At 74.7% G+C, this 25357-nt stretch carries 26 protein-coding genes and 1 riboswitch; of the genes, 3 read left to right on the top strand and 23 right to left on the bottom strand.

Annotated features, from left to right (window positions below; all coding sequences use genetic code 11):
• Positions 1-230: 230 nt before the first annotated feature.
• The 9 genes from hisG to rpe form a co-directional block, all read right to left on the bottom strand.
• Positions 231-1076 carry an ATP phosphoribosyltransferase gene (gene hisG / locus C1I99_RS11800; RefSeq protein ID WP_111134262.1) on the bottom strand — a complete coding sequence of 282 codons (846 nt, stop codon included), beginning with the start codon at positions 1074-1076 and terminating at the stop codon, positions 231-233.
• A 45-nt stretch (positions 1077-1121) separates the two neighbouring features.
• Positions 1122-1385: a phosphoribosyl-ATP diphosphatase gene (locus C1I99_RS11805; RefSeq protein ID WP_088947482.1), complete on the bottom strand. Its 264-nt coding sequence runs from the start codon at positions 1383-1385 to the stop codon at positions 1122-1124.
• Positions 1386-1495: 110 nt separating this feature from the next.
• Positions 1496-1993 (bottom strand): 6,7-dimethyl-8-ribityllumazine synthase, encoded by a 498-nt coding sequence (ribH, locus tag C1I99_RS11810; protein WP_111134263.1) that lies wholly within the window; start codon positions 1991-1993, stop codon positions 1496-1498.
• Between the two features lie 2 nt (positions 1994-1995).
• Positions 1996-3261, bottom strand: coding sequence for a bifunctional 3,4-dihydroxy-2-butanone-4-phosphate synthase/GTP cyclohydrolase II (locus tag C1I99_RS11815; RefSeq protein WP_111134264.1), 1266 nt, complete (start codon positions 3259-3261; stop codon positions 1996-1998).
• Positions 3258-3956, bottom strand: coding sequence for a nicotinamide riboside transporter PnuC (pnuC, locus tag C1I99_RS11820; protein ID WP_111134265.1), 699 nt, complete (start codon positions 3954-3956; stop codon positions 3258-3260). Before pnuC ends, C1I99_RS11815 begins: the two co-directional genes overlap by 4 nt.
• The gene (locus tag C1I99_RS11825; RefSeq protein ID WP_111134266.1) at positions 3956-4633 is read right to left on the bottom strand and encodes a riboflavin synthase; all 678 of its coding nucleotides are present in this window, start codon (positions 4631-4633) and stop codon (positions 3956-3958) included. Before C1I99_RS11825 ends, pnuC begins: the two co-directional genes overlap by 1 nt.
• A gap of 1 nt (position 4634) precedes the next feature.
• On the bottom strand, positions 4635-5696 hold the full coding sequence (gene ribD, locus C1I99_RS11830; RefSeq protein WP_111134267.1) for a bifunctional diaminohydroxyphosphoribosylaminopyrimidine deaminase/5-amino-6-(5-phosphoribosylamino)uracil reductase RibD: 1062 nt from the start codon (positions 5694-5696) through the stop codon (positions 4635-4637).
• 166 nt (positions 5697-5862) lie between these two features.
• Positions 5863-6034: riboswitch (FMN riboswitch) on the bottom strand.
• An 80-nt stretch (positions 6035-6114) separates the two neighbouring features.
• Positions 6115-7071, bottom strand: coding sequence for a GGDEF domain-containing response regulator (locus C1I99_RS11835; protein ID WP_111134268.1), 957 nt, complete (start codon positions 7069-7071; stop codon positions 6115-6117).
• 1 nt (position 7072) lies between these two features.
• Entirely contained in the window at positions 7073-7753 is a 681-nt protein-coding gene (gene rpe / locus C1I99_RS11840) for a ribulose-phosphate 3-epimerase (protein ID WP_111134269.1), read from the bottom strand.
• A 255-nt stretch (positions 7754-8008) separates the two neighbouring features.
• Between rpe and C1I99_RS11845 the strand changes: the two genes are divergently transcribed.
• A complete protein-coding gene (locus C1I99_RS11845; protein ID WP_111134282.1) occupies positions 8009-8890 on the top strand; it encodes a septum formation family protein in 882 nt (293 codons plus the stop codon).
• An 84-nt stretch (positions 8891-8974) separates the two neighbouring features.
• Positions 8975-9865 (top strand): septum formation family protein, encoded by an 891-nt coding sequence (locus C1I99_RS11850; protein WP_111134270.1) that lies wholly within the window; start codon positions 8975-8977, stop codon positions 9863-9865.
• A gap of 47 nt (positions 9866-9912) precedes the next feature.
• On the opposite strand, the gene C1I99_RS11855 is transcribed toward C1I99_RS11850, so the two are convergent.
• The 5 genes from C1I99_RS11855 to C1I99_RS11875 are packed head-to-tail and all read right to left on the bottom strand — an operon-like array spanning position 9913 to position 15159.
• Positions 9913-11463: an RsmB/NOP family class I SAM-dependent RNA methyltransferase gene (locus C1I99_RS11855; RefSeq protein ID WP_111134271.1), complete on the bottom strand. Its 1551-nt coding sequence runs from the start codon at positions 11461-11463 to the stop codon at positions 9913-9915.
• On the bottom strand, positions 11460-12386 hold the full coding sequence (gene fmt, locus C1I99_RS11860; protein WP_111134272.1) for a methionyl-tRNA formyltransferase: 927 nt from the start codon (positions 12384-12386) through the stop codon (positions 11460-11462). The genes C1I99_RS11855 and fmt overlap by 4 nt, the downstream gene beginning before the upstream one ends.
• A gap of 7 nt (positions 12387-12393) precedes the next feature.
• A complete protein-coding gene (def, locus tag C1I99_RS11865) occupies positions 12394-12954 on the bottom strand; it encodes a peptide deformylase (protein ID WP_111134273.1) in 561 nt (186 codons plus the stop codon).
• A gap of 44 nt (positions 12955-12998) precedes the next feature.
• The gene (locus C1I99_RS11870; protein WP_111134274.1) at positions 12999-14264 is read right to left on the bottom strand and encodes a cytochrome P450; all 1266 of its coding nucleotides are present in this window, start codon (positions 14262-14264) and stop codon (positions 12999-13001) included.
• Positions 14265-14298: 34 nt separating this feature from the next.
• The gene (locus C1I99_RS11875) at positions 14299-15159 is read right to left on the bottom strand and encodes a LysR family transcriptional regulator (protein ID WP_111134275.1); all 861 of its coding nucleotides are present in this window, start codon (positions 15157-15159) and stop codon (positions 14299-14301) included.
• A 77-nt stretch (positions 15160-15236) separates the two neighbouring features.
• Here C1I99_RS11875 and C1I99_RS11880 point away from each other — a divergent pair, with 77 nt between their 5' ends.
• Positions 15237-15962, top strand: a complete 726-nt coding sequence (locus C1I99_RS11880; RefSeq protein WP_111134283.1) for a CTP synthase C-terminal region-related (seleno)protein — start codon at positions 15237-15239, stop codon at positions 15960-15962.
• Positions 15963-16016: 54 nt separating this feature from the next.
• Here the strand turns inward: C1I99_RS11880 and C1I99_RS11885 are convergent, their stop codons facing one another.
• The 9 genes from C1I99_RS11885 to C1I99_RS11925 form a co-directional block, all read right to left on the bottom strand.
• Complete coding sequence (locus tag C1I99_RS11885; RefSeq protein ID WP_111134276.1) at positions 16017-17000, bottom strand: AAA family ATPase; 984 nt, start codon at positions 16998-17000, stop codon at positions 16017-16019.
• Between the two features lie 204 nt (positions 17001-17204).
• Positions 17205-19208, bottom strand: coding sequence for a primosomal protein N' (locus C1I99_RS11890; protein WP_111134284.1), 2004 nt, complete (start codon positions 19206-19208; stop codon positions 17205-17207).
• A complete protein-coding gene (gene metK, locus C1I99_RS11895) occupies positions 19205-20398 on the bottom strand; it encodes a methionine adenosyltransferase (RefSeq protein ID WP_111134277.1) in 1194 nt (397 codons plus the stop codon). The genes C1I99_RS11890 and metK overlap by 4 nt, the downstream gene beginning before the upstream one ends.
• Positions 20399-20490: 92 nt before the next feature.
• Positions 20491-21699 (bottom strand): bifunctional phosphopantothenoylcysteine decarboxylase/phosphopantothenate--cysteine ligase CoaBC, encoded by a 1209-nt coding sequence (gene coaBC, locus C1I99_RS11900; protein ID WP_111134278.1) that lies wholly within the window; start codon positions 21697-21699, stop codon positions 20491-20493.
• Between the two features lie 14 nt (positions 21700-21713).
• Positions 21714-21980: a DNA-directed RNA polymerase subunit omega gene (gene rpoZ, locus C1I99_RS11905; protein ID WP_013285517.1), complete on the bottom strand. Its 267-nt coding sequence runs from the start codon at positions 21978-21980 to the stop codon at positions 21714-21716.
• Between the two features lie 48 nt (positions 21981-22028).
• Positions 22029-22562, bottom strand: a complete 534-nt coding sequence (locus C1I99_RS11910; RefSeq protein WP_111134279.1) for a nucleoside/nucleotide kinase family protein — start codon at positions 22560-22562, stop codon at positions 22029-22031.
• Positions 22563-22587: 25 nt separating this feature from the next.
• Complete coding sequence (gene mihF, locus C1I99_RS11915) at positions 22588-22905, bottom strand: integration host factor, actinobacterial type (RefSeq protein ID WP_007458370.1); 318 nt, start codon at positions 22903-22905, stop codon at positions 22588-22590.
• Between the two features lie 177 nt (positions 22906-23082).
• Positions 23083-23919: an orotidine-5'-phosphate decarboxylase gene (gene pyrF / locus C1I99_RS11920; protein ID WP_111134280.1), complete on the bottom strand. Its 837-nt coding sequence runs from the start codon at positions 23917-23919 to the stop codon at positions 23083-23085.
• A gap of 100 nt (positions 23920-24019) precedes the next feature.
• Positions 24020-25294 carry an adenosylmethionine--8-amino-7-oxononanoate transaminase gene (locus C1I99_RS11925; RefSeq protein WP_111134281.1) on the bottom strand — a complete coding sequence of 425 codons (1275 nt, stop codon included), beginning with the start codon at positions 25292-25294 and terminating at the stop codon, positions 24020-24022.
• Positions 25295-25357 lie beyond the last annotated feature (63 nt).

Consider the following 25357-nt stretch of genomic DNA (forward strand, 5'->3'; position numbering starts at 1 on the left):
GTTCACGCGGCCGGGCGGGACGCGCCGCGACAGGGTGGGCCCACGCGGGGTGCCCATGGTTGCGACCTCGCGAGGACCCCGGCACTCGGGCACCCCGCCGTCACCGACACGGAGTCGATCTCGGAGCGGGCGGGAGGACGGCGCGGAGGGACAGGTCCGCGCCAACGGCGGAAGCGACCCGGCCGCGGGCGGCGGGGGCGGCCCCGTCGCCGGGAGCGGCCTGGGCCCGCTCACAGCCGGCAGGCGTGGATGTTGGTGACCAGGATGGCGCGCGCCCCGAGGTCGTAGAGCTCGTCCATGATCCGGTGCACGTCGTCGCGGAGCACCATGGCCTGCACCGCCACCCAGCCCTCGCGGTGCAGTGGGGAGACGGTGGGCGACTCGATGCCGGGGGTCAGCGAGCTGGCCCGGTCGAGCAGCCCGGCCGGCACGTCGTAGGCGAGCATCACGTAGCGGCGGGCGACCAGCACCCCGTGCAGCCGGCGCAACAGCTGCTCGGCCTGCGGGTGCGTCGGAGCGTCGCTGCGGCGTACCAGCACCGCCGACGAGCGCAGCAGCGGCTCGCCGAAGACCACCAGGCCCGCCTGGCGCAGGGTGGCGCCGGTCTCCACCACGTCGGCGACCACGTCGGCGACGCCGAGCCGGACGGCGTTCTCCACCGCCCCGTCGAGGCGGATCACGTCGGCCTTCACGTCCAGCCCGGCGAGGTACCGCTCGACCAGCCCCGGGTACGCGGTGGCGATCCGGTGCCCGCCCAGCTTCTGCACCGAGTCGATGTCGTCGGGGCGGGCGGCGAAGCGGAACGTGGCCCGGCCGAAGGCGAGATCGACCACCTCCTCGGCCGGCGCGCCGGAATCGATCAGCAGGTCCCGGCCGGTGATGCCGAGGTCCAGGTCGCCGGAGCCGACGTAGGTGGCGATGTCCTTGGGGCGCAGGTAGAAGAATTCGACGTCGTTGGGCTCGTCCCGGCAGACCAGGTCCTTCGGGTCGGTGCGCTGGCGGTAGCCCGCCTCGCGCAGCATCTGGGCGGCCGGCTCGGCCAGGGTGCCCTTGTTGGGGATGGCGACACGCAGCATGGCGGAGTGCTCCTTCGATCGGAATTGATCAACGACTGGGCGCACTCACAGATGTCGGTAGACGTCCTTGAGGTCGAGACCGCTGGCGAGCATCAGCACCTGGACCTGGTAGAGCAGCTGGGAGATCTCCTCGGCGGTACGCTCCGGCCCCTCGTGCTCGGCGGCCATCCACGACTCGGCCGCCTCCTCGACGACCTTCTTGCCGATGAAGTGCACCCCCTTCTCCAGGGCGGCGACCGTGCCCGAGCCCGGGGTGCCGGCGGCGGCCTTGGCCTGCAGCTCGGCGAACAGCTCCTCGAACGTCTTCACGGCAGGTGATTCTTCCAGCCGCCGCGGTGGCCCGGGCACGCCGGGTCAGGCCCCGCTCACCCGCCGGGACGGCGCGGCGCGGGGCCCGCCCCGGCGACCACCGGGGCGGGTCAGCCGCCGAAGCCGACCCGTTGGCCGTTGCCGGCCAGGGCCCGGACGGCGAGGGCCGCGTCGAGCGCCGCGACAGTGGCCGACCAGCCCTTGTCCTCGGCCGAGCCGGGCAGCCCGGCCCGGTCCCGGGCCTGCTCGATGGTGTCGACGGTGAGCACCCCGTGGGCAACCGGCTTGCTTTCGTCCAGAGCCACCCGGGTGAGCCCGTCCGTGACCGACCGGCAGACGTAGTCGAAGTGGGCGGTGGCGCCGCGGACCACCACGCCGAGCGCGACCACCACGTCGCAGCGGCGGGCGAGGGCCTGGGCCACCACCGGCAGCTCCACCGAGCCGGCCACCCGGGCGACCACCGGCCGGGCGCCGCACGCCTCGGCGGCGGTGACCGCGCGGGCCAGCATGTGGTCGGTCAGCTCGCCGTGCCAGCGGGCGGCGACCACGCCGACCGTCATCCCCGTGGCGTCCACCGCGTGCACGCCCGGCTCGCCGAAACCCGCCATGTCTACGCTCCGATCTCGTCGCCGGCGACCGGGCGGCCCATCGGGGCCTCGGTCACCTCGTCCAACTCGTCCAACAGGTGTCCCATCCGGTCCCGCTTGGTCCGCAGGTACCGCACGTTCTCCGGGTGCGGCCGCACCGGCAGCCCTTCCCGTCCGGTGATGGTGAGCCCGTAGCCCTCCAGGCCGGCCCGCTTCGCGGGGTTGTTGGTGAGCAGCCGCATCGACCGCACCCCGATGTCGTACAGGATCTGCGCGCCGGTGCCGTAGTCGCGGGCGTCGGCCGGCAGGCCGAGGTCGAGGTTGGCGTCCACCGTGTCCCGGCCGAGGTCCTGCAACTGGTACGCCCGCAGCTTGTGCAGCAGGCCGATGCCCCGCCCCTCGTGCCCGCGCACGTAGAGCACCACGCCCCGGCCCTCCTGGGCCACCCGCTCCAGCGCGGCGTTCAACTGCGGGCCGCAGTCGCAGCGCAACGAGCCGAACACGTCCCCGGTGAGGCACTCGGAGTGCACCCGGACCAGCACGTCCCGGCCGTCGCCGATGTCACCGAGGACCAGCGCGACATGCTCGGCCGGGTCGTGCTCGCTGCGGTAGCCCAGCGCCCGGAACACCCCGTGCCGGGTGGGCATCCGGGCGTCGGCGACCAGCTCGACCTGCTTCTCCGTGCGCCGCCGGTACGCGACCAGGTCGGCGATCGTGATCAGCGTCAGGGAGTGCTCGGCGCAGAACTTCTCCAGGTCCGGCACCCGCATCATGGTGCCGTCGTCGTTGACCAGCTCGCAGAGCACACCGGCCGGGCGCAGCCCGGCCAGCCGGGTCAGGTCGATCGCCGCCTCGGTGTGCCCGGGCCGGCGCAGCACGCCGCCCTGCCGGGCGCGCAGCGGCACCACGTGCCCGGGGCGGGCCAGGTCGGTCGGGCCGGTGGCCGGGTCGGCGAGCAGCCGGATGGTGTGTGCCCGGTCGGCCGCCGAGATGCCGGTGCTCACCCCCTCCCGGGCGTCCACCGTCACCGTGTACGCGGTGCCCCGGCGGTCCTGGTTGGTGTGGTGCATCGGCGGCAGGTCCAGCCGGTCGCACTCGCTCTCGGTGAGCGGGGCGCAGATGTAGCCGGAGGTCCAGCGGACCATGAACGCGACCAGCTCGGACGTCGCCAGCTCGGCGGCGAAGATCAGGTCGCCCTCGTTCTCCCGGTTCTCGTCGTCCACCACGACGACGGGCCGGCCCGCGGCGATATCCGCGACCGCCTGTTCGATGCTGGCGAAGCTGGTCATGCGACGGCCTCCGAGTAGGTCGACGGGGTGGCGGCGGGCGCTGGCCGGACCGCCCGCGAGGTGCGCCACCAGGCCGCGAGGCCCCAGGCGCAGAGGGCACCGTAGAGCAGGTACATGGCCGCCGAGGGGTAGAAGCCGCCGGCCAGCAGCAGGGGCACCCCGACCGCGTCGACGGCGATCCAGATCAGCCAGAAGTCCACCCAGCCGCGGGCCATGCCGTAGGTGGCCAGCAGGCTGCCGGTGAGGATCCAGGCGTCCGGCAGCGGACCCCAGGAGCCGAGCGCGGCGAGCACCGGGTACGCCACGGCGGTGCCGGCCACCGCGGCGGCCAGCAGGCCGAGCCGTTCCCGGCCGGTCGCCCAGCGCGGCGTCACCGCGGCCCGGTCCGGCGCGGCCCCCGAACGGCGGGTGCGGGACCAGCGCCACCAGCCGTAGAGGCTGACCGCGAAGAAGAACACCTGCCGACCGGCCTGCCCGTACAGGTCGTGCGCCTGCGGCGTGGCGAAGGCACCGCCGAGGAAGACGGTGAACAGCAGCGCGTTGCCGATCATGCCGATCGGCCAGGCCCAGACCAGCCGGCGCAGGCCGAGCAGCGCGGAGGCGAGCCCGAAGCCGTTGCCCACGATCTCCCGGACCAGCACCGGCGAACCGGCGATGCCGACCTGGGCCTCCAGCAGCCACCCGAGCGGACCCATCAGGCCACCTCCCCCGCCGCCACCCCGGGCAGGCCGACACCGGGCACGCCGACGCCGGGGAGACCCGGGCCGGGCGGCCCGACCAGCCCCGCGCCGAGCAGCCGCTCGACGTACTTGGCGAGCACGTCCACCTCCAGGTTGACCGGGTCGCCGACGCCCCGGGCCCCGAGGGTGGTCAGCTTCAGCGTGGTCGGGATCAGCCCGACGGCGAACCAGTCCGGCCCCACCTCGGCGACGGTCAGCGAGACGCCGTCGACGGTGACCGAGCCCTTCTCCACCAGGTAGCGGGACAGCTCGGCGGGGAGCCGGAAACGGACCATTTCCCACTGCTCCGCCGGCTCCCGGGAGAGCACCTCGCCGACGCCGTCGACGTGCCCCTGCACCAGGTGCCCGCCGAGCCGGCTGCCGAGCGCCGCGGCCCGCTCCAGGTTGACCGGGTCGCCGGGACGCAGCGCGCCCAGCGCGGAACGGCGCAGCGTCTCCCCCATCACGTCGGCGGTGAAGATCCCGTCGGCGACGTCGACCACGGTCAGGCAGACCCCGTTGACCGCGATCGAGTCCCCGTGCCGGGCGTCCGAGGTGACCAGCGGGCCGCGGAGCGCGACCAGCGCGGAGTCGCCCGCCGTCGCGGTGACCCGTACGACCTCACCCAACTCCTCGACGATGCCGGTGAACATGTCAGCCCTCCCTCTTCCGGGGCAGCGCGGTGATCCGCAGGTCGGGACCGACCTGCGTAACGTCGACGAACTCCAGGTCGATCGCCTCGGCGATGGTGGTCACACCCGCGTCGACCAGGGCGGTCGGGCCGGCGCCGAGCAGCCGGGGCGCGACGTAACCGACGATCTTGTCGACCAGGCCGGCGGCGAGGAACGCCCCGGCCAGCGTGGGGCCGCCCTCCAGCAGCGCGGCCCGGACCCCGCGCCGGTGCAGCGCGGCGAGCAGGGCCGGCAGGTCCACCCGGCCGTCCGGCCCGGCGCCGACCTCCGCGGCGGTGGCGATCCACGTCCGCGCGGCACCGTCGCGGACCTGGGCGCCGGCGGGCGTGCGGCCCGCCGAATCCACCACCACCCGCAGCGGCTGCCGGATGGCGAGGCTGCCGTCGCGCAGGTTGCGGGCGGTCAGCCGGGGATCGTCGGCGAGCACGGTGCCCACCCCGGCGATAACCGCGTCGACGGTGCCGCGCAGCGCGTGCACGTCGATCCGGGCGGCCTCCGAGGTGATCCACATGCTGGTGCCGTCCGCCGCCGCGGACCGCCCGTCGAGGGTCGCCGCGAACTTCCAGATCAGGTACGGCCAGCCACGGCGCATGGAGGTGAGCCACGCGATGTTGCCGGCCTCGGCTTCGGCGGTGCGTACCCCCAGATCGACCTGGATGCCGGCGGCGCGCAACGTGGCGGCGCCGCCGGAGGCGACCGGGTTCGGGTCGGGGACGGCGATGACCACCCGGGCGACCCCGGCCTGGATCAGTGCGGTGCTGCAGGGGCCGGTGCGACCGGTGTGGTCGCAGGGCTCCAGGGTGACCACGGCGGTGCCGCCGCGGGCCCGCTCCCCCGCCTGGGCGAGCGCGACGATCTCGGCGTGCGGCCCGCCGGCGTACGCGTGGAAGCCCTCCCCGACGACCTGCCCGCCGGCATCGAGCAGCACGCAGCCGACCACCGGGTTGGGGCTGGTCGTGCCGAGCCCCCGCGCGGCGAGTTCGATCGCGCGACGCATCGCCTCGTCGACGGAGACGCCGGCCATGCCCTTGCCCTGCCCTCTCACTCGCCGGTCGGCGCGCGGGCGGGGTCGGGAGGCATCGGCGGTCGGCCGCGGGCGTGCGGCGGCGGAGGTCCGGGTACGGCGCAGCCGCCCCGGGGGGCGCGCACGGCACGCTGAGGTCAGCGGCCGGGCAGGGCCCGTCCGTCCCGCGCGCTGTCTCCCATCCGGACTGTCTGGGCGCGGGCGTGCCCGCACCCAACCGTCGGCCCCGGAGTCTCACCAGGTCCACCGGGCGGCAGAGCCGACCGGGTCGCGGGCTTACCACGGTCGGACCGTGGATCACCGCCGGTTCGGAATTACACCGAGTCCCGCCAGCGCGTGGTGGGTACACCGGAAGTCTTACACGCCGACCGGGGGGTCCCGCCACCGAGGCGAGGTACTTCACAAGCGGAGGGCACGATCACGTAACACGGCGGCGGCGGTCCACCGCCACGTACGACCCGGGTTGGCTCTTGGCCACCGTCTTCATCTCGGAGGCGACCGCGATCGCCTCCAACGGGTCGGTGAAGCGCTTGTCGGCGTCGGAGACGGAGACGCCGATGGAGAGGGTGACCAGCGCGGCCCGCCGGATGTTGCCGCGGCGGTCCTTCAGCTCGACGAAGCCGCGTTCCCGGTCGGTGGGGTCGTAGAGCGCGTCGGCCGCCTTCTCGAAGTCGGCCGAGACTCGGGAGGTCAGCGGCCGCACCTGGTCAGGGGTGCAGACGATGACGAAGTCGTCGCCGCCCACGTGGCCGAGGAAGGCCGGCGGCAGGCCCACCGACACCACCGCCCGGTGCAGGCTGCGGGCCAGCGCCGAGATGAAGTCGTCGCCGCGGACGAAGCCGTACCGGTCGTTGACGCTCTTGAACCGGTCGATGTCGATGTAGCCGACGGCGTAGTCCACCCCGCTGCGGACCCGGTCGGCGATCTCCCGGCGGATCCGGCTGTTGCCGGGCAGCCCGGTCAGCGGGGAGACCTCCCGGAACTCCTTGTTGCGGCGCAGCGTGGAGCTGACCCGGGCGACCAGCTCGGCGGTGTCGAAGGGTTTGACCAGGTAGTCGTCGGCGCCGGCGCTGAGCCCGTGGACCTTGTCCACGGTCATCCCCTTCGCGGTCAGCATGATCACCGGCAGGGCGGAGGTCATCGGGTCGGCGCGCAGCCGCCGGGTCAGCTCCAGGCCGTCGATGCGCGGCATCATCAGGTCGACCACCGCCAGGTCGGGACGCTGCCGCTCGATCACCTCGAGCGCCTCCTGCCCGTCGCTGGCGTGGATCACCTCGAACCCGTGCAGCCGGAGGTTGAACTCGACGAAGCGGGCGATGTCCTCGTCGTCGTCGACGACGAGGATGACGTCGGGTCGCTCGCCGGCCGGGTCCATCTCAAGCCCCGGCGAGCGCGCGTTCCGCGAGGTTCCGCAGCCGGCGTACGGCCTCGGCGGGGTCGTCGGCGCCGTAGACGGCGGTGCCGGCGACGAACGCGTCGGCACCGGCCTCGGCCGCCTGCTCGATGGTGTCGGCGGCGATCCCACCGTCGACCTCGATCCGCAGGTCCAGGTGGCCGCTGTCGACGTGCCGGCGGGCGGTGCGCACCTTGTCCAGCAGGTGCGGGACGAACCGCTGCCCGCCGAAACCCGCCTTGATCGTCATGATCAGCAGCGTGTCGAAACTGGGCAGCAGCTCCAGGTACGGCTCGATCGGGGTGTCCCGGTCGATCGCCAGCCCGGCCTTCGCGCCCGCCGAGCGCAGGTCCTTGGCCAGCGCCACCGGGTCGTCGCAGGCTTCCGCGTGGAAGGTGACGTTGTACGCCCCGGCGTCAGCGTACCCGGGGGCCCACCGGCGCGGATCCTCGATCATCAGGTGCACGTCGAAGGGCAGCTCGGTGGCAGCCCGCAGGCTCTGCACCACCGGCAGCCCGATGGTCAGGTTCGGCACGAAGTGGTTGTCCATGACGTCGACGTGCAACCAGTCCGCGGCGTTCTCGACGGCACGGACCTCTTCGGCGAGGCGGGCGAAATCGGCGGCGAGGATGCTCGGCGCGACGATCGGCGGCGGTACGGTCACCGGGCCAGTGTACGAACGCGGCCACCAGCCGCCGTCAGCGCCACCGACCGGACGCCCTGTGAACCAGCGGTGACCGATGGTGCAGAATTGGCCGTCCCGGGCCGGTGAAACCGGACGAAGAGTCATCCATGACTGGCCGGAGGACGCAAACACGGCAACACTCCATCAGGGACGGAAACGTGAGCCGCGGAACCCGACGGCGCTCCGCCGACGGGGTTCGGGGTGAGCGGCCGTAGCTGTCGGAAAGGGCGGATGATGCGACGGTGGCTCGTGGCGCTGGCCGGCACGGTGACGGTTCTGCTGTCCGGCTGCGCACCGCCGGGCGGCTCGGACGGCGACCTCACCGACGACTGGGCCGCACTGCCGCCGCCGGCGCTGTTCGTGCCGGCCACGGACGCCTGCCTGCCGCGGATCACCGCGATCGTGCAGGCCAGCACGTACGACACGGTGGACTGCTCCCGCAACCACCTGGCCGAGGCGGTCCACGTGGGCGCGTTCACCGGTCCCGCGGCCGACGGCGCCCGCCCGGAGCCGGGCTCCCCGGCCCTGCGGACCGCCCGGGCGGAGTGCGACCAGCGGGCCCGCGAGGTGCTCGGCGGTGACTGGCACTCCGCCCGGCTCACGCTGAACATCGCCCTGCCGTCCGCCCCGGCGTGGAGCAGCGGCGCCCGGTGGTTCCGCTGCGACCTCAGCGAGACCGACAGCATCGACAACACCCGTCCGGTCAACCGCACCGGCAGCCTGCGGGGGGCGATGATCGGTGACTCGCCGCTCATCCACCGCTGCTTCGACCCGAAGCTGATCGGCGACAACCTCAACTACATGGCCCCGGTGCTGTGCAGCGAGCCGCACCGGGCCGAGTTCGTCGGGGTGTACGTGGAGCGGGACATGACCTGGGCCGAGTTCACCCGGGCCCACCAGCAGGCGCACCAGCGCTGCATGGCGCTCATCGCCGCCTTCGCCGAGGTGCCCAACAACAGCGACCTACCGTACCGGGCGGGCTCCATCTTCTACCCCCCGTCGCAACGGGAGTGGGAGGAGGGCGACCGGGGCGTGCGGTGTTTCCTGTGGAGCGACGACCGGAAGCTGACCCGCTCGATGCGCGGCGTGGGGCCGGAGGGACTGCCCGCGATCTGAGCAGCCGTGCCGTATGCTGCTGCGCCGTGGCGGGTCCGGTCCGATCGGGCCGGCGGGACCACGATGGGCGGGAGGTCGGCGGACATGCGACGGTGGTGGACGGCGGTCGCGGCGGGCGCGGCGGCGACCCTGGCGCTCGCCGGCTGCGGCGCACCCGCCGGGACCGACGCGGACCTGACCGACGACTGGCCGGCGCCCGCCGCGGCGCAGGCGTTCGTGCCCGCCGCCGGCGTCTGCCACCACGGCCTGCAGGACGTCGGCTACCTCACCGCGTACCACCCGGTCGACTGCGCGCAGTCGCACCGGGCGGAGACGGTGCACGTCGGGACGCTGACCGGGGCGGCCGCCGACCGCAGCACACCCCCGCCGGCCGGCTCGCCGGGCATGCGGGCGGCCCGCGCCGAGTGCGACCGGGAAATCAACAAGGTGGTCGGCGCGGACTGGCGCTCCGGCCGGCTCGGGGTGACCGTGGTGCTGCCGTCCCCGCCGGCGTGGAGCGGCGGCGCCCGCTGGTTCCGGTGCGACCTCAGCGAGTACACCAGCCTGGACGAGACGAGCGCGAAGGCCCGCACCAGCAGCCTGAAGGGCGCGTTGACCGGCCCCGCCCCGCTGGCCCACCGCTGCTTCAACCCGAAGGTGAGCAAGGACGACGTGCGGGAGATGGTGGCCATCTCCTGCACCAGCCGGCACCACGCCGAGTTCGTCGGCGTCTGGCAGGCCCCGGACACCAGCTACGACGCCTTCACCCGGGACACCCTGAAGGTGCACCGGGCCTGCCGGACGCTGATCGCGAAGTACGTCAAGGTGCCGGACAACGGCGACCTCCAGTACCGGGCCGGTTCGATTTTCTACCACCCGTACGAGCGGGAGTGGCGCAACGGAAACCGCGGGGTGCAGTGCTTCCTGTGGGTCAGCGACCGCGCCCTGACTCGGTCGATGAAGGGCGCCGGCACCAAGGGCTTGCCGATCACCTGACCCGTGGGCCGGCTGCGGCCCGGCGCCGCCGGTGCGGCTGCGGCCGCTCAGCCGCGGCGCAGCATCGCCAGGAACATCGCGTCGGTGCCGTGCCGGTGCGGCCAGAGCTGCACCGTCGGGCCGTCGCCGAGCCCCGGCATCGCCGCCGGCAGCAGCGGCCGCGCGTCGACGAAGTCCACCGGCACGTTCGAGCGGCGGGCCGCCTCGGTGACGGTCACGTGCGTCTCGACGGTGTGCGGGGAGCAGGTCACGTAGGCGACCAGACCGCCGGGGCGGGCGGCCCGCAGCGCCGCGGCGAGCAGCTCCCGCTGCAGCCGGGTCAGCGGCGGAAGGTCCGACGGCTGGCGCCGCCAGCGCGACTCCGGCCGGCGGCGCAGCGACCCCAGCCCCGTGCAGGGCGCGTCGACCAGCACCCGGTCGAAGTGGCCCTCGGGCAGCTTCGGGTCGGCGCCGATGGTGCGGCCGTCGGTGTTCAGCACGGTCACCGGCAGGCCCCGGGTGGCCTGGGTGACCAACCGGGCCCGGTGTTCGGACACCTCGACCGCGGTCAGCCGCGCGCCACGCTGCGCGGCGAGCGCGCCGAGCAGCCCCGACTTGCCGCCCGGGCCGGCGCACAGGTCGAGCCAACGCCCGTCCGGGCCGTCCAGCGGGGCCACCGCCAGGGCGTTGGCCACCAGTTGGGAGCCCTCGTCCTGCACGTGCGCCCGACCCTCGGCCAGCGCCGGCAGGTCACCGGGCGCGCCGCCGGAGAGATAGACGGCGTACGGGGAGAAGGCCCCCGGCGCCCCGCCGACCTCGTCGGCCAGCTCCACCGGGTCGGCCAGCCCCGGCCGGGCGCACAGGTGCACCGGCGGGCGCTCATTGTCCTCGATCAGCAGCCGGGCGGTCTCACCGAGGTCGCCGCCGAGCGCCTCGGCGAAGGTCCGCACGATCCACTGCGGGTGGCTGTACGCCAATGCGAGGTGCCCGATCGGGTCGCTCTCCATCGGCGGGGCGAGCCGGGCCACCCAGGCGTCGGCGTCCCGGGCGGCGACCTCGCGCAGCACCGCGTTGGCGAACCCGGTCGCGCCGGGGCCGACCATGCGGACCAGGTCGACGGTCGAGGAGACCGCCGCGTGCGCGGGCACCCGGGTGTGCAGCAGCTGGTACGCCCCGAGCCGCAGCGCGTCGCGCACCGGCGGGTCGATGCGCTGCACGTCCCGCTCGGCGGCGGCGGTGAGGATCGCGTCCAGGGTGCCGAGGTGGCGCAGGGTGCCGTAGGTCAGCTCGGTGGCGAAGGCGGCGTCCCGGCCGGTCAGCCCGGCGTCGCGCAGGATCGTCGGCAGCACCAGGTTTGCGTACGCGTCGTCCCGGTGCACCGCCGCCACCGCCTCGTACGCCGCCTGACGCGGCAGGTCTACCGCCGGGCGGGCCGGGCGGCGGTCGCCGCCCCGGGCGGTCCACTGGCCACCGCGGGCCGGACGCTCGCCGCGCTGGCCGCCGGTGGGCCGGTCCCCCCGCGGGGAGCGCTCGCCGGCCGACCAGCGGCCCGGGCGTTCGCCGCCGGGCCGCTGGTCCGGGGACCGGTCGCCGGTGGGCCGCTCCGAGGGCCCGGTCACCCGAACACCTCCCCGGCGGCGACCCGGGCGCCGCGCGCCCAGTCGCTCGCCGGCATCGCCTTCTTGCCTGCCGCACGCACCTCGCCGAGCGCCACCGGGACGGTGGCCGTGCCGGCCAGCACCCGGGACTTCTCCACCAGCAGCTCGCCCGGCTTCAGCTCGGGACCGTCCGCCACCGGCGTGACCGGCCCCAGCTTGACCCGCTCGCCACGGAAGGTCGTCCACGGGCCGGGCGCCGGCGTGCAGGCGCGGATCCGCCGGTCCACCGCGAAGGCCGGATCGGACCAGCGCACCCGGGCGTCCTCCACGGTCAGCTTCGGCGCCAGCGACACCCCGTCGGCCGGCTGCGGTTCGGCGCGAGCCGTCCCGTCCTCGATCGCGTCGAGCACCGCCACCAGCAGGCCGGCTCCGGAATGGGCGAGCCGTTCCAGCAGGTCGCCGGAGGTGTCGGTCGGACGGACCTCGTCGGTCAGCGTGCCGTAGATCGGCCCGGTGTCCAGCCCTTCCTCGAGCTGGAAGACGCTGGCCCCGGTGAGCTCGTCGCCGTGCAGCACCGCGTGCTGCACGGGTGCGGCGCCCCGCCAGGCGGGCAGCAGCGAGAAATGCAGGTTGACCCAGCCATGCCGGGGGATCTCCAGGGCGGCCGGCGGCACCAGCGCGCCGTAGGCCACCACCGGGACGCAGTCCGGGGCGAGTTCACGCAGCCGCCGCAGGAACTCCGGCTCGCGCGGGCGGGCCGGGGTGAGCACCTCCACGCCGTGCTCGTCGGCCCAGGCGCCCACGGGCGAGCGGACCAGCCCGCGCCCCCGCCCGGCGGGCGCGTCCGGCCGGGTGACCACGGCGAGCAGCTCGTGGCGGGACGCCGCGACGGCGGCCAGGGCGGGGACGGCGACGGCCGGGGTGCCGGCGAAGATCACACGCACCGCCGGGTCACCGCCCCAGGCCGAACGGGCTGCTGGAGACGTGCGGGCTGAGCTTGACCGTCGGCGGGGTGGCCGGGTCGTACCACTCCGCCTGGCGGATCGCCTTCATCGCCTCCTTGCGCCCGGCCGGATCAAGCCGGTCGACGAAGAGCACGCCGTCGAGGTGGTCGGTCTCGTGCTGCACGCAGCGCGCCATCAGGCCGGTGCCGACGATCTGCAGCGGATCGCCGTAGCCGTTGAAGCCCTTGGCGATCACGTTCTGCCGGCGCTTGGTGTCGAAGTAGAGCCCGGGGATGGACAGGCAGCCCTCCGGGCCGTCCTGTTCCTCCTCGTCGGGGAACTCCAGCACCGGGTTGACCAGGTGGCCGAGCACGTCGTCGACGTCGAAGGCGAACACCCGCAGGCCCACACCGAGCTGCGGCGCGGCCAGGCCGGCGCCGTTCTGCTCGCGCATCGTGTCGGTCAGGTCGGCGATGAGCTTGCGCAGCTCGGCGTCGAAGTCGACCACCGGATCGGCCGGCGTGCGCAGCACCGGATCCCCAAACAGACGGATGGGCTGGACGGTCACGCGGGGTGGCTCCTTCGTGGGCTGGCGGAATGTGCCGTACCAGTCTACGGAGTCCCCGGATGCGTCCCGGCCGGCGTACCGCGATCGGCGGCGGCAGGGCCGACGGTGACCGGGAGGGCGTCGTAACCGCGCAGGGTCAGCCGGCTCCGGTGCCGGGGCGTGCCGGCCAGGGCCAGCCCCGGCAGCCGGCGCAGCAGCCGGGGGAAGGCGACCTGGGCCTCCAGCCGGGCCAGGCCGGCGCCCAGGCAGTAGTGCGGCCCGGCACCGAAGGAGAGCGGGTGGGACTGGGCCCGCCACGGGTCGAACCGGTCCGGCTGCGGGAACCGCCGGGGGTCCCGGTTGGCCGCGCCGAGCAGCAGCAGCGTCCAGCTGCCGGCCGGCAGGTGGGCTCCCGCACAGCTCGCCGGGCCGCTGCTCAGCCGGGTGGTGAGCTGCACCGGCGAGTCGTAGCGGAGCAGTTCCGTCACGTACGCCGGCGCGAGGTCGGGACGCTCGCGCAGCGCGGCGGCCGCCCGGGGCTGCCCCAGCAGCACGACCAGGCCGTTGCCGAGCAGGTTGGTCGTGGTCTCGAACCCGGCGACCAGCAGCACCATCAGGTTGGCCAGCAGCTCGTCCCCGGTGAGCCGGTCACCGTCGGCGTCGTGCGCCTGCACCAGCGCCGTGGTGAGGTCGTCGGCCGGCGCGCGGCGGCGCGCCCCGACCAGCTCGGTGAGGTATCCGCGCAGTTCGCCGGCGCCCCGGTCGGCGACCGCCAGGTCCGCGGCGGTGAGCTCGGGCTCCAGGATGCCGGTCAGGTCGGCCGCCCAGCGGCGGAACAGCGGCCGGTCGGCGGCAGGCACCCCGAGCAGGGCGCAGATCACCCCCACCGGCAGCGGGTAGGCGAAGTCGGTCATGAAGTCGACCGGCGCGCCGTCGCGGCCCCGGTCGAGCATCCCGTCGACCAGCTCGTCGGCCTGGGCGGTCACCACCTCCCCCAGGGCGGCGATCCGGCGCGGGGTGAACGCGCCCGCGGCGAGCCGGCGCATCCGGGTGTGGTCGGGTGGGTTGGTGCGCAGCATCGACCGGGAGATCGACGCCACGGCGAGACTCTCCCGCCAGCCCGGCCAGAGATTGTCCCGCAGGTCGTCGTCGAGCACGCCGAACCGGGGGTCGCGGAGGATCGCGTCGGCCTCGGCGTAGCCGGTGACCACGAAGAACGCCGGGGCCGCCTCGACCACCGGCCCGTGCGCGCGCAGCCGCTCGTAGGTGGGGTAGGGGTCGATCCGCCCCTGCGGGGACATGAGCAGCGCGACCGCCGCGGACGCGTCCATGGTCAGCCTCCCGGTTCGACATCGAGGGACTTCATCATCCCCCGTCCCGGCCGGCCGGCGATCCCGCGCCGAGGGGCACCGGCCGCAGCAGCTCCACGCGGTGCACCAGGCGCGGATCGAGCACGGCGACCGCGGCCAGCTCCGGACGGCCCCGGAGCGCCCCGGCGGGGAGCACGGCGAGGCCGTGGCCGGTGGCCACCGCGGCCAGCAGGCCCCCCGTGTCCGCCCCGTCGTACGTCACGTCGGCGCGGAACCCGTCCGCGCCCGTGGCGCCGCGCAGCTGGGACAGGGGAGCCGAGACCTGGGGCGCGTCGATCCAACGGGCGAGGGCGAGATCCGCCAGCGCGAGACCGCGCCGGCCGGCCAGCGGGTGCGACCGGGGCAGCGCCACGACCGCCGGCTCCTGGCGGTGCACCGTGATGTCCGCCGGCCCGAGGTCGGTGCCGGGCAGCGGGTCGTTCGGGGCGGCGAACCCGTCGAGCAGCCCGACGTCCACCTCGTCCGTGGCGACCTGGCGGGGCAGGTCGGCGCGGGTGGCGACCCGCAACGTGAGGGCGACGCGCCGCTCGCCGGCCGCGAGTTCCGCCGCCGCGGCGACGGCCAGCGGGGTGGCGCCGACGCGCAGCGGCCCCGGGCGCGGCGCGGCCAGCCGGGCGAGGTCGGCCCGGGCGGCGGCGAGCCGGAGCAGGATCGGCCCGGCGTACGCCAGCAGCCGGGCCCCGGCGGGGGTGGGTACGACCGGGCGGCGTTGCAGCAGCCGGAGCCCGAGGTCGGCCTCCAGTGCGGCGATGTGCTGGCTCACCGCCGACTGGGTGTAGCCGAGCTCCACGGCGGCGGCCGAGAAGGACCGGAGGCGGGCCACGGCGGTGAAGGTACGCAGCAGATGCGGGTCCACGGGGATCAGTGTTCCTGATGCGGCCAGCAGAGATCATCGTTGGACCTGATCCACACCCGGCGGCCATCATGTGGGCCATGACCTCCACCGTCGCCCGCCTCGCCCTCGTCGGCGACCGCTCCCCCGCCGTACGCGCGCACACCCGGGTACCCGCCCTGCTGGCCGCGTTGCGGGACCAGCACGAGATCGACCTCGACGCGTACTGGATCCCCACAGACGAGGTGCCGGCCAGCCGGCTCGACGACTTCGACGGGATCTGGCTGCTGCCGGGCAGTCCGTACCGCAGCGAGGACGGCGCGCTGCACGCCGTGCGTAGCGCGCGTACCGGCGGCATCCCGCTGCTGGCCACCTGCGGCGGGTTCCAGCACACCCTGCTGGAGTACGCCCGCGCCGTGTGCGACCTGGCCGGCGTCGCGCACGCGGAGAACACCCCGGACGCCGGGGAGCTGCTGATCGAACCGCTGGCCTGCGCCCTGCGGGGGCACGAGGCGCCGGTCGTGTTCACCGCCGGCTCGCTGGCGCAGCGGGTGGTGGGCGCCGAGCGCAGCCTGGAGCGCTACCAGTGCGGCTACGGACTGAACCCGCGGTACCTGGACACGCTGGTCGCGCACGGGCTCCGGTTCACCGGGCACGACCCGGACGGGCAGGTGCGGGTCGCCGAGCTGCCCGGGCACCCGTTCTTCCTGGCCACGCTCTTCCAGCCGGAGCTGGCCGGCGACGGTGACGAACCGCACCCGATCGTGCGGGCCTTCGCCGCCGCATCGGCGGCCCGGACGGGCCACCGGACACCGTCGCGGGCGTGACCGCCGGACCGGGCCGCCCCCGGACCACTGACGGCGCGGCGGAGCCGGGTCGCCTCAGGCGCCCGCGCCCGGCTCCCCCGCCAGTACCGCGTCGCCGCCGAGCAGGGCGTGCTCGGGCAGCGGCAGCTCGATCTTGTGCGCGTCCTCCCAGTCGTGGATGAGGCTGGGGCGAACCTGGGCGGTGAAGTAGTCCACCGCGCTCATCCCGCCGACCACCGGCTCGTCGACCTCGGCGACCAACTGGGCCGGCACCAGGCGGAAGCCGCTCTGCAGGGCGGCGCTGAGCCGGCGGTGCCCGTCGACGACGAAGAAGTACTCCCCGGTGTAGCCGATCGTCAGCGGCTCCAGCGCCTCGTCGCCGCCGGTGGCGACCTCGCCGACGAACTCCGAGTCCCACAGGCCGCGCAGGGCGGCGATGTCCTCGGTCGGGTAGACCCGGGCCGGGTCGAGCAGCAGCAGCGGCGCGCCGTCGCGCAGCACGTCGGCGCCGAGCCGGCCCTCGTACACGTCGATGATGTGCTCGATCACCTCGGTCGCGGACGCCCGGGTGGTGTCGCAGATCAGGTCGTAGTTGCGCAGCCGGGCCTTGTCCACCCCGTAGCGGATGAGGAAGCGGCTCCGCTCGCTCTCGCTGCGCTCCTTGAGCCTCGCCTTCGCCTCATTTAGCGAGGTGTAGCTCTCGGCCGGGCCGGAGGGACGTTGCAGCACCCGCCGGGCCGCCTCACCCGGCTCGGTGATCATGTGCACCTTGAGCGCGTCGGTGAAGAAGTGCCAGGCCAGCCGGGAATCCATGACGAGGCGCTCGCCGGAGGCGGCGATGTCCCGCTGGAGCTGGTCGACGTAGCCGTCGACCGCCTGGTCGAGTTCGGCGTGCAGGTTGAGCTGGAGCGCGGTCATCTGCCGCTCCTGCGCCATCTGCCGGTAGAGGTCGCCGACGCTGACCCGGCGCAGCCCGAGCCGCTTGGCGATCTCGACGGAGACGGTGCTCTTGCCGCTGCCAAGGTCGCCGTTGAAGACGATCGATTGACGAACAGTCACGACTGGTCCACCCCTGATCACCGGCTGATTGACTTCATCGACATCGCGTCGGACCGACGCGCTCCCGCCATCGTCGCGCCATCCGTGCGCCCGGGCATGACGGGCGATGCTATCACCTCCGCCCCGGCCGCCCGCCGCACACGGTGTCCGGCGGCCCGGTTGGCCGGGGCCGCCACCCGCGGTCGAGGCAGGGGACGACGCGACTCAGAACAGGGTCAGCGGGTCCACCTGGAGGCGGACCGGGTCGGCCGCCTTGCGGGCGGTGCGCACGCCGGCGGCCGAGTGCAGCGCCCCGGCCAGCGCCGCGGCCCGGGCCCGCGGCACCCGGACCAGCATCCGCTCCCGGTCGCCGTCGGCGGGCACCGGCCCGAGCAGCTCGGCCCCCTCGGGCAGCCGGGCCTCGGCCAGCAGGTCGGCCACCGCCGCGGGCGGCCCGGTCACGCTGGCCATCCGCACCGCCGGCGGGAAGCCCAGTTCCCGCCGCTCGGCCAGCTCCCGGGCGGCGAACCACCCGGCGTCCCAGCGCAGCAGCGCCTGCACCGGCGCGAGCCCGCCGTCGGCGACCACCACCACCCGGCCGCCCGCCGCGCCGGGGCGGGCCAGCGCCGCCGCGGCCAGCCAGCGCCGCAGCGCCTCCTCCCCGGCCCGCAGGTCCGCCCGGGTGAGCAGGGCCCACGAGTCGAGCAGCAGCGCCGCGCCGTAGCCACCGTCGGCGACCGGCTCGGCGCCCGGGGTGGCGATCACCAGGCCGGCGCCGCCGGGAACGGTGGTCAGCACCTCCTCCCGCCCGGAGGTGCGCACCGGCACGCCGGGGAAGGCCCGGCCGAGCTCCTCGGCGGTACGCCGGGCGCCGGTGACCGAGGCGCGCAGCCGCCGTCCCCCGCAATTGGGGCAGGCGTACGCGGCGGCGAGCCGCCCGCACCAACGGCACGCCGGGGCGCCGGTGGCCGAGGGCAGCGCGAGCGGGCCGGCGCAGTACGGGCAGCGGGCCGGGGTCCGGCAGCCGGCGCAGGCCACCGCGGGCAGGTAGCCGCGGCGGGGCACCTGGACCAGCACCGGCAGGTCGGCCCGCAGCGCGTCCCGGGCGGCCGTCCAGGCCAGGCTGGGCAGCCGGGCGCTCGCCGCCGCCGGGTCGCGGGCGAGCTGCGGGTCGTCACCGGCCGGCGTGATCGCCGGCATCCGCGCCCGCACGGTCGCCCGATCGGCGACCACCTCCCGGGCCCAGCCGGTCTCGACCAGCAGCTGCGCCTCGGCGGTGCGGGCGTACCCGCCGACCAGGGCGGCGGCGTCGTCGAGCTGGGCCCGGGTGAGCAGGACCTCCCGGGCGTGCGGGTAGGGAGCCCGGGGTTCGGCGTGCAGGTCGTCGCCGTCGTCCCAGATCGCCACCAGGCCGATCCGGGACACCGGGGCGAACATCGCGGCCCGGGTGCCGATCACCACCGGCACGGCACCGTGCCGGGCGGACAGGAAGGCCCGGTAGCGCCGGGCCGGGCCGAGCGCCGCGGAGAGGCAGACGTGCCGCCCCGGGCCCAGCGCGGCGCCGAGTGCGGCGTCCAACCGGTCCAGGTCGCGGTTGTCGGCGACCACCACCACCGCGCCCCGGCCGCCGGCAACCGTGGCGGCGACCGCCTCGGCGTACCGGGCCGGCCAGTCCTCCCCGGGCAGGGCGGACCAGACCGCCCGGGGCGCCCGCCCACCGGCCAGCGCCCGAAGCAGGGCCGGCCCGGCCGGGTAGTCCCGCCAGCCGCCCACCTCCGGCGGCGCCGGAGGCTGACCCGGGCCGGCGTCCGGCGGCGCCGCACCCGCCTCGGCGGCCCGGGCCACGAGTTCCTTCTCCACCCGCGCGTGCCGGGGCGGTACCGCCAGGCGCAGCACGTCGGCGAGGCTGCCGGCGTACCGGTCGGCGACCACCCGGGCCAGCCGGGCGACCTCCGGGGCCAGCACCGGCTCCGGCGAGACCACCTTCTCCAGGTACGCCAGCCGGCCGGTGTGCCCCGAGTCGTCGGCCCGCTCCAGCAGCCAGCCGTCGACCAGCTGCCCGGCGAAGCGGACCTTCACCCGGGCGCCGGGCACCGCGGCGGCGTCCAGTTCGGCGGGGACCAGGTAGTCGAAGGGCCGGTCCAGGTGGGCCAGGGGCACGTCCACGCAGACGCGGGCGACCGGCGACCCGTCCGCGGGTCGCCGGTCGCTGCGCCTGGTGCCGGTCAGGCTCCCGCGACCGACTTGAGGTCGGCGGCCCGGTCGGTGCTCTCCCAGGTCAGGTCGGGCAGCTCCCGGCCGAAGTGGCCGTACGCCGCGGTCTGCCGGTAGATCGGGCGGAGCAGGTTGAGGTCCCGGATGATCGCGGCCGGGCGCAGGTCGAAGACCTCGGTGACGGCCTTCTCGATCGAGGCGACCGGCACGGTCTCCGTACCGAACGTCTCGATGAACAGGCTCACCGGGTGGGCCTTGCCGATCGCGTACGCGACCTGAGCCTCGCACCGCTCGGCCAGGCCGGCGGCGACCACGTTCTTGGCCACCCAGCGCATCGCGTACGCCGCCGAGCGGTCCACCTTCGACGGGTCCTTGCCGGAGAACGCCCCACCGCCGTGCCGGGCGTACCCGCCGTAGGTGTCCACGATGATCTTGCGGCCGGTCAGCCCCGCGTCGCCCATCGGGCCACCGATCTCGAACCGGCCGGTCGGGTTGACCAGCAGCCGGTAGCCCTCGGTGTCCAGGCCGAGGCTCTCCAGCTCCGGGGCGATGACGTGCTCGCGCACGTCCGGGGTGAGCAGCGAGTCCAGCGAGATGTCGGCGGCGTGCTGGCTGGAGACCACCACCGTGTTGAGCCGGACCGGGCGCAGCCCCTCGTACTCGATGGTGACCTGGGTCTTGCCGTCCGGGCGCAGGTACGGGATGGTGCCGTCCTTGCGGACCTGGGCCAGCCGTCGGGCCAGCCGGTGCGCCAGCGCGATCGGCAGCGGCATCAGCTCGGGCGTCTCGGAGCAGGCGAAGCCGAACATCATGCCCTGGTCGCCGGCGCCCTGCGCGTCCAGCGCGCTCTCCGACGCGCCGGTACGCAGCTCGAAGGCGTTGTCCACACCCTGCGCGATGTCCTCGGACTGGGCGCCGATGGAGACGCTGACGCCGCACGAGGCACCGTCGAAGCCCTTCTTCGACGAGTCGTACCCGATGTCGAGGATGGTCTTCCGGACGATGGTCGGGATGTCGGCGTACGCCTTGGTGGTCACCTCGCCGGCGATGTGCACCTGGCCCGTGGTGATCAGGGTCTCCACGGCGACGCGGCTGCGCGGGTCCTCGGTGATCAGAGCGTCGAGAATGCCGTCGCTGATCTGGTCAGCGATCTTGTCCGGGTGGCCTTCCGTGACCGATTCGGAAGTGAAGAGGCGGCGTGTCACGGCACTCCTAGCGTGTGGATAAAAGTCGTTCCGCGGAAGTGTAGTCACCCGCGGTCGAGCCTGGCCCCTTCGGTCGTGTCCTGTTCCAGCCGTCAGGAACGGCCGGCGGGCAGCCGGTCGACGACCAGGTCCCAGACGCCGTCGGCGAGGTCTTCCTTGGACTGCTCGGGCATCCGGCTGACCGAACCGTCCGCGCCGATGACGGTCGCCGCGTTGGTCTCGGCGCCGAAGACCTTGTCCGGCCCGACCTCGTTGATGACGATGAGGTCCGCCCGCTTGCGGGCGAGCTTGGCCCGGCCGTTGGCCTCCGCGTCGCCGGTCTCCGCGGCGAACACCACCAGCACCTGCTCCGGTCGGCGGCGCTGACCCAGCTCGGCGGCGATGTCCGGGTTGGTGACGAGCGCGATGGTGGGCGCTGCGCCGTCGTCCGACTTCTTGATTTTGCCAGTCGCGTACGTCGCCGGACGGAAATCCGCCGGAGCCGCCGCCATCACCACCACGTCCGCCTCGACCGCGGCCTTCACGGTCGCCTCCCGCAGCTCGGCGGTGGTGCCGACCCGGACCAGGTCCACTCCGGCGGGGTCGGGCAGCGACACGTTGGCCGCGATGAGGGTGACCCGCGCGCCCCGGGCCACCGCCGAGCGGGCGAACGCGTAGCCCTGCTTGCCGGAGGACCGGTTGCCCAGGAACCGGACCGGGTCGAGCGGCTCCCGGGTGCCACCGGCGGTGACCACCACCCGCCGTCCGGCCAGGTCGGCCGGGGCGGCGGCGCCCCGGGTCAGGACCCGCCGGGCGACCGCGAAGATCTCGGCCGGCTCGGGCAGCCGCCCCTTGCCGGTGTCGACGCCGGTGAGCCGCCCGACGGCCGGCTCGATCACCCGGACGCCGCGGGCGCGCAGCGTCGCGACGTTGGCGACGGTCGCCGGGTGCTCCCACATCTCGGTGTGCATCGCCGGCGCCAGCACGACCGGGCAGCGCGCGGTGAGCAGCGTGTTGGTGAGCAGGTCGTCGGCGAGGCCGTGCGCGGCCTTGGCGAGCAGGTCGGCGGTGGCCGGCGCGACGACGACCAGGTCGGCCCGCTGCCCGAGCCGCACGTGCGGCACCTCGTGCACGTCGGACCAGACGTTGTCGGCGACCGGCTGGCCGGAGAGCGCCGCCCAGGTCGGCGCCCCGACGAAGCGGAGCGCCGACGCGGTCGGCACGACCCGGACCCGATGGCCCGACTCGGTGAGGAGCCGCAGCAGCTCACACGCCTTGTAGGCGGCGATACCGCCACCGACCCCGAGGACGATCCCGGACATCGGGGCGCGGCGGGTTACGGCTGGTCGGTCGGCTCGGCGGTGAGCAGGCCCGCGTTGATCTCGCGCATGGCGATGGAGAGCGGCTTCTCCTGGGGGGTGGTCTCGACCAGCGGGCCGACGTACTCCAGCAGGCCCTCGCCGAGCTGGCTGTAGTAGGCGTTGACCTGGCGCGCCCGCTTGGCGGCGAAGATGACCAGCGCGTACTTCGACGTCGTCTTCTCGAGGAGCTCGTCGATCGGCGGGTTGGTGATGCCTTCGGGATTGGTGGCGATGGATCCCACGAATTAACCTCTGCGTCTGTACGCACCGCGCGGACGCGGTGCCGGCGGTCAACCGCGTACCCGCGGTCGCGCCGGAGCCAGGAAGGAAGAACCGAACAAGCCTACCAGCCGGTCGACCACCCGCTCGGTGAGGTCGTGCGCCACGGTGAGTTCGAACGCCGCCAGGGTGGCCGGCTCGGGGATCAGGCCGGGCGGGTGGAGCAGCACCAGCCGGGCGTCCGGCAGCGCGGCCCGGACCAGCAGCGCGCCGGCGAGGTCCAGGGGGAGCAGCGCCGGTTGACCGGCGGCGAGCCGGGCGCGCAGCGGCGCGTACGGGATGCCCCGCCGGTAGGGGCCGATCCGGCTCCACTCCAGCAGTTCCCCGGCGGCGACCAGGCGGTCGAACTCGCCAGGGGGGAGGAAGAGCCGGTCGACCCCGTCCACCTCATGATGGCGGCGCGGACGCGTGGTGACCGGCACCGGCGTCCAGACGGACGGGGAGCGCGCCCGGACCAACTCGACGACACTCTCCCTGCCGGAGCCCGAAAGTCCGGCCAGGACAGTGAGCCGAGCCGCCGGGCGGGCCTCGCCATCCGTGCTCACTGCTTGTTTCTACACGCTGCCAGCCTCAGTTGGCGGCGAACTCTCCAAGCAGTGCCTTGCGCTGCTGCTCGCCCAGGCCACGCAGGCGGCGGCTGTCGGCGATCTTGAGCTTCTCCATGATCTGGGTCGCCCGGATCTTGCCGATGCCCGGCATCGCCTGCAGGACGGCGGACACCTTCAGCTTGCCGACGACGTCGTCGGACTCGGCCCGCTCGAGGACGGCTCCGAGGGTGGTCTTGCCCTGCTTGAGCTGCTCCTTCAGCTCAGCACGGGCCTTGCGGATCTCCGCGGCCTTCTCCAGCGCGGCTGCACGCTGCTCGGGGGTCAGTGACGGGAGCGGCACCAGTTCTCCTCAGGTCCCTATCGCGACGGGCGGAATCGCCGCCGCTGGCGTGAAACGTGGTGTCGCTGTGAACCAAGGGGTCCGTGGTTCCCAGCGCGGGGAAAACTAGCGGTCAACGGAGCTTTCGGCAACGTGGGCACGCAATGATCACCACAAAGTGACCGAGCCATCAGTCAGTCAACGGGCAGCCACAACGGCCCGGCAGTCGGCCAGCGCGCGGTCCGCGGCGGCCCGCAGCGCGGCCGCGTCCGGGCCCGCGCCGAGCACCTCCCGGGAGTACGAGGGCAGCACCGCGGGCAGGCTGGAGCCGAAGACACCCCGCAGATCCGCCGCGGTGGCGCCCTGCGCCCCGAGCCCCGGAGCGAGCAGCGGGCCGTTCACGCGGGAGAGGTCGTGGCCGGTGTCGCCGATGGTCGCGCCGACCACCAAGCCGTAGCTACCGAGGGGTTCCGCACCGGCATTGAGCTGGGAAATCTCGTCGATGACAGCCTGCGCGACGGTCCGCCCGTCGGCACCGCGGGCGCGCTGCACCGCGGCGCCCTCGGGGTTCGAGGTCAGCGCCAGCACGAACACCCCGCCGCCGTGCTCGGCGGCCAGCTCGAACATCGGGGCGAGTGAGCCGACGCCGAGATACGGGCTCGCGGTCACCGCGTCGACATGGAGAGAGCTGGATGGATCGAGGTACGCCGAGGCGTACGCGGCGACCGTCGAGCCGATGTCGCCACGCTTGACGTCAAGCAGAACGAGCGAGCCACAATCTCGTAACTGTCGGATAGTTGACTCAAGGATCGCCACGCCCCGCGAGCCGAACCGCTCGAAAAAGGCCGACTGGGGCTTGACCACCGCGACCCGGTCACCGAGGGCGTCCACGACGGTCCGGGCGAACCGGTCCACCCCCCGGACGTCGTCGTCGAGCCCCCAGCGGGCCAGCAGCCCGGGGTGCGGGTCGATGCCGACGCAGAGCGGTCCCCGCTCGGTGACGGCCCGGTGCAGGCGGGCGCCGAAGCTCTCCATCCGGTTCTCTCCCTCTCCTCGCGCTCCCCGGGCGGTCACCACCGCGAGACGCGCTCCTCCGGCGGGCGGCGCGTGCCACCCGCGTACTCCGGACCGGCGCTCAGCCGGCCTTGACCGCGGCGGCGACGCCGGCGGCGATGCGGGCCAGGTCCGCGTCGTCGGTGACGTACGGCGGCATGGTGTAGACCAGGTCGCGGAACGGGCGCAGCCAGACGCCCTGGCCCACGGCGGCGGCGGTGGCGGCCGGCAGGTCCACCTCGTGGTCCAGCTGGACCACCCCGATCGCGCCGAGCACCCGCACGTCGGCCACCCCCGGCGCCCCCCGCAGCGGCTCCAGGCCGGCCCGCAGGCCGTCCTGCACCCTCGACACCTGCGCCACCCAGTCTCCGGCCCGCAGCAGGCCCAGGGAGGCGTTGGCGACCGCGCAGGCGAGCGGGTTGCCCATGAACGTGGGACCGTGCGCCAGCACGCCGCCGGCGGAGATGCCCCGGGCGATCTCCGCCGTGCAGAGCGTGGCGGCCAGGGTCAGGTACCCGCCGGTGAGCGCCTTGCCCACGCAGAGCACGTCGGGGGCGACCCCGGCGTGCTCGGCAGCGAACATGGTCCCGGTCCGGCCGAAGCCGGTGGCGATCTCGTCGAAGATCAGCAGCACCCCGTGGGCGCGGGTCACCTCGCGCAGCACCCGCAGGTAGTGCGGATGGTGGAAGCGCATCCCCCCGGCGCCCTGCACCACCGGCTCCACGATCACCGCGGCCAGCTCGTGGGCGTGCCGCTCGACCGCCGCCACCAGCGCCGCCTCGTACGCCGGGTCGGGCGGGGTGTCGAAGCCGCCCGGCGGGACCGGGGCGAAGACCTGCCGGGGCAGCACGTCACCCCAGAGGTGGTGCATGCCGCCCTCCGGGTCGCAGACGCTCATCGGGTGGAAGGTGTCGCCGTGGTAGCCGCCCCGCCAGGTGCCCAGCCGGCGGCGTTCCGGCCGGCCGGTGGCCCGCTGGTACTGCAGGCACATCTTGATCGCGACCTCGACCCCCACCGACCCGGAGTCGGCCAGGAAGACGTGTTCCAGCCCGTCGGGCGCCAGCTCCACCAGGGTGCGGGCCAGCCGGACCGCCGGCGCGTGGGTTAGCCCGCCGAACATCACGTGGCTCATCCGGCCAAGCTGGTCGGTCACCGCCGCGTCGAGGACCGGGTGCCGGTAGCCGTGGATCGCCGCCCACCAGGACGACATCCCGTCGACCAGTTCCCGGCCGTCGGCCAGCCGCAGCCGGACGCCCTGCGCGCTGTCCACCACATAGGGCGGACTGGCCGGCGGCAGCGCCGCGTAGGGGTGCCAGACGTGCGCCCGGTCCGCGGCCAGGATCTCCTCGGGTGTCACATACGCTCCTTCCAGGCCTCGTGATGTTCCGGGCCGGCGAAGCGGGCCCTCCGCCCGCGCCCC

The organism is Micromonospora deserti (assembly GCF_003236335.1).
Classification (GTDB): Bacteria; Actinomycetota; Actinomycetes; order Mycobacteriales; family Micromonosporaceae; genus Micromonospora; species Micromonospora deserti.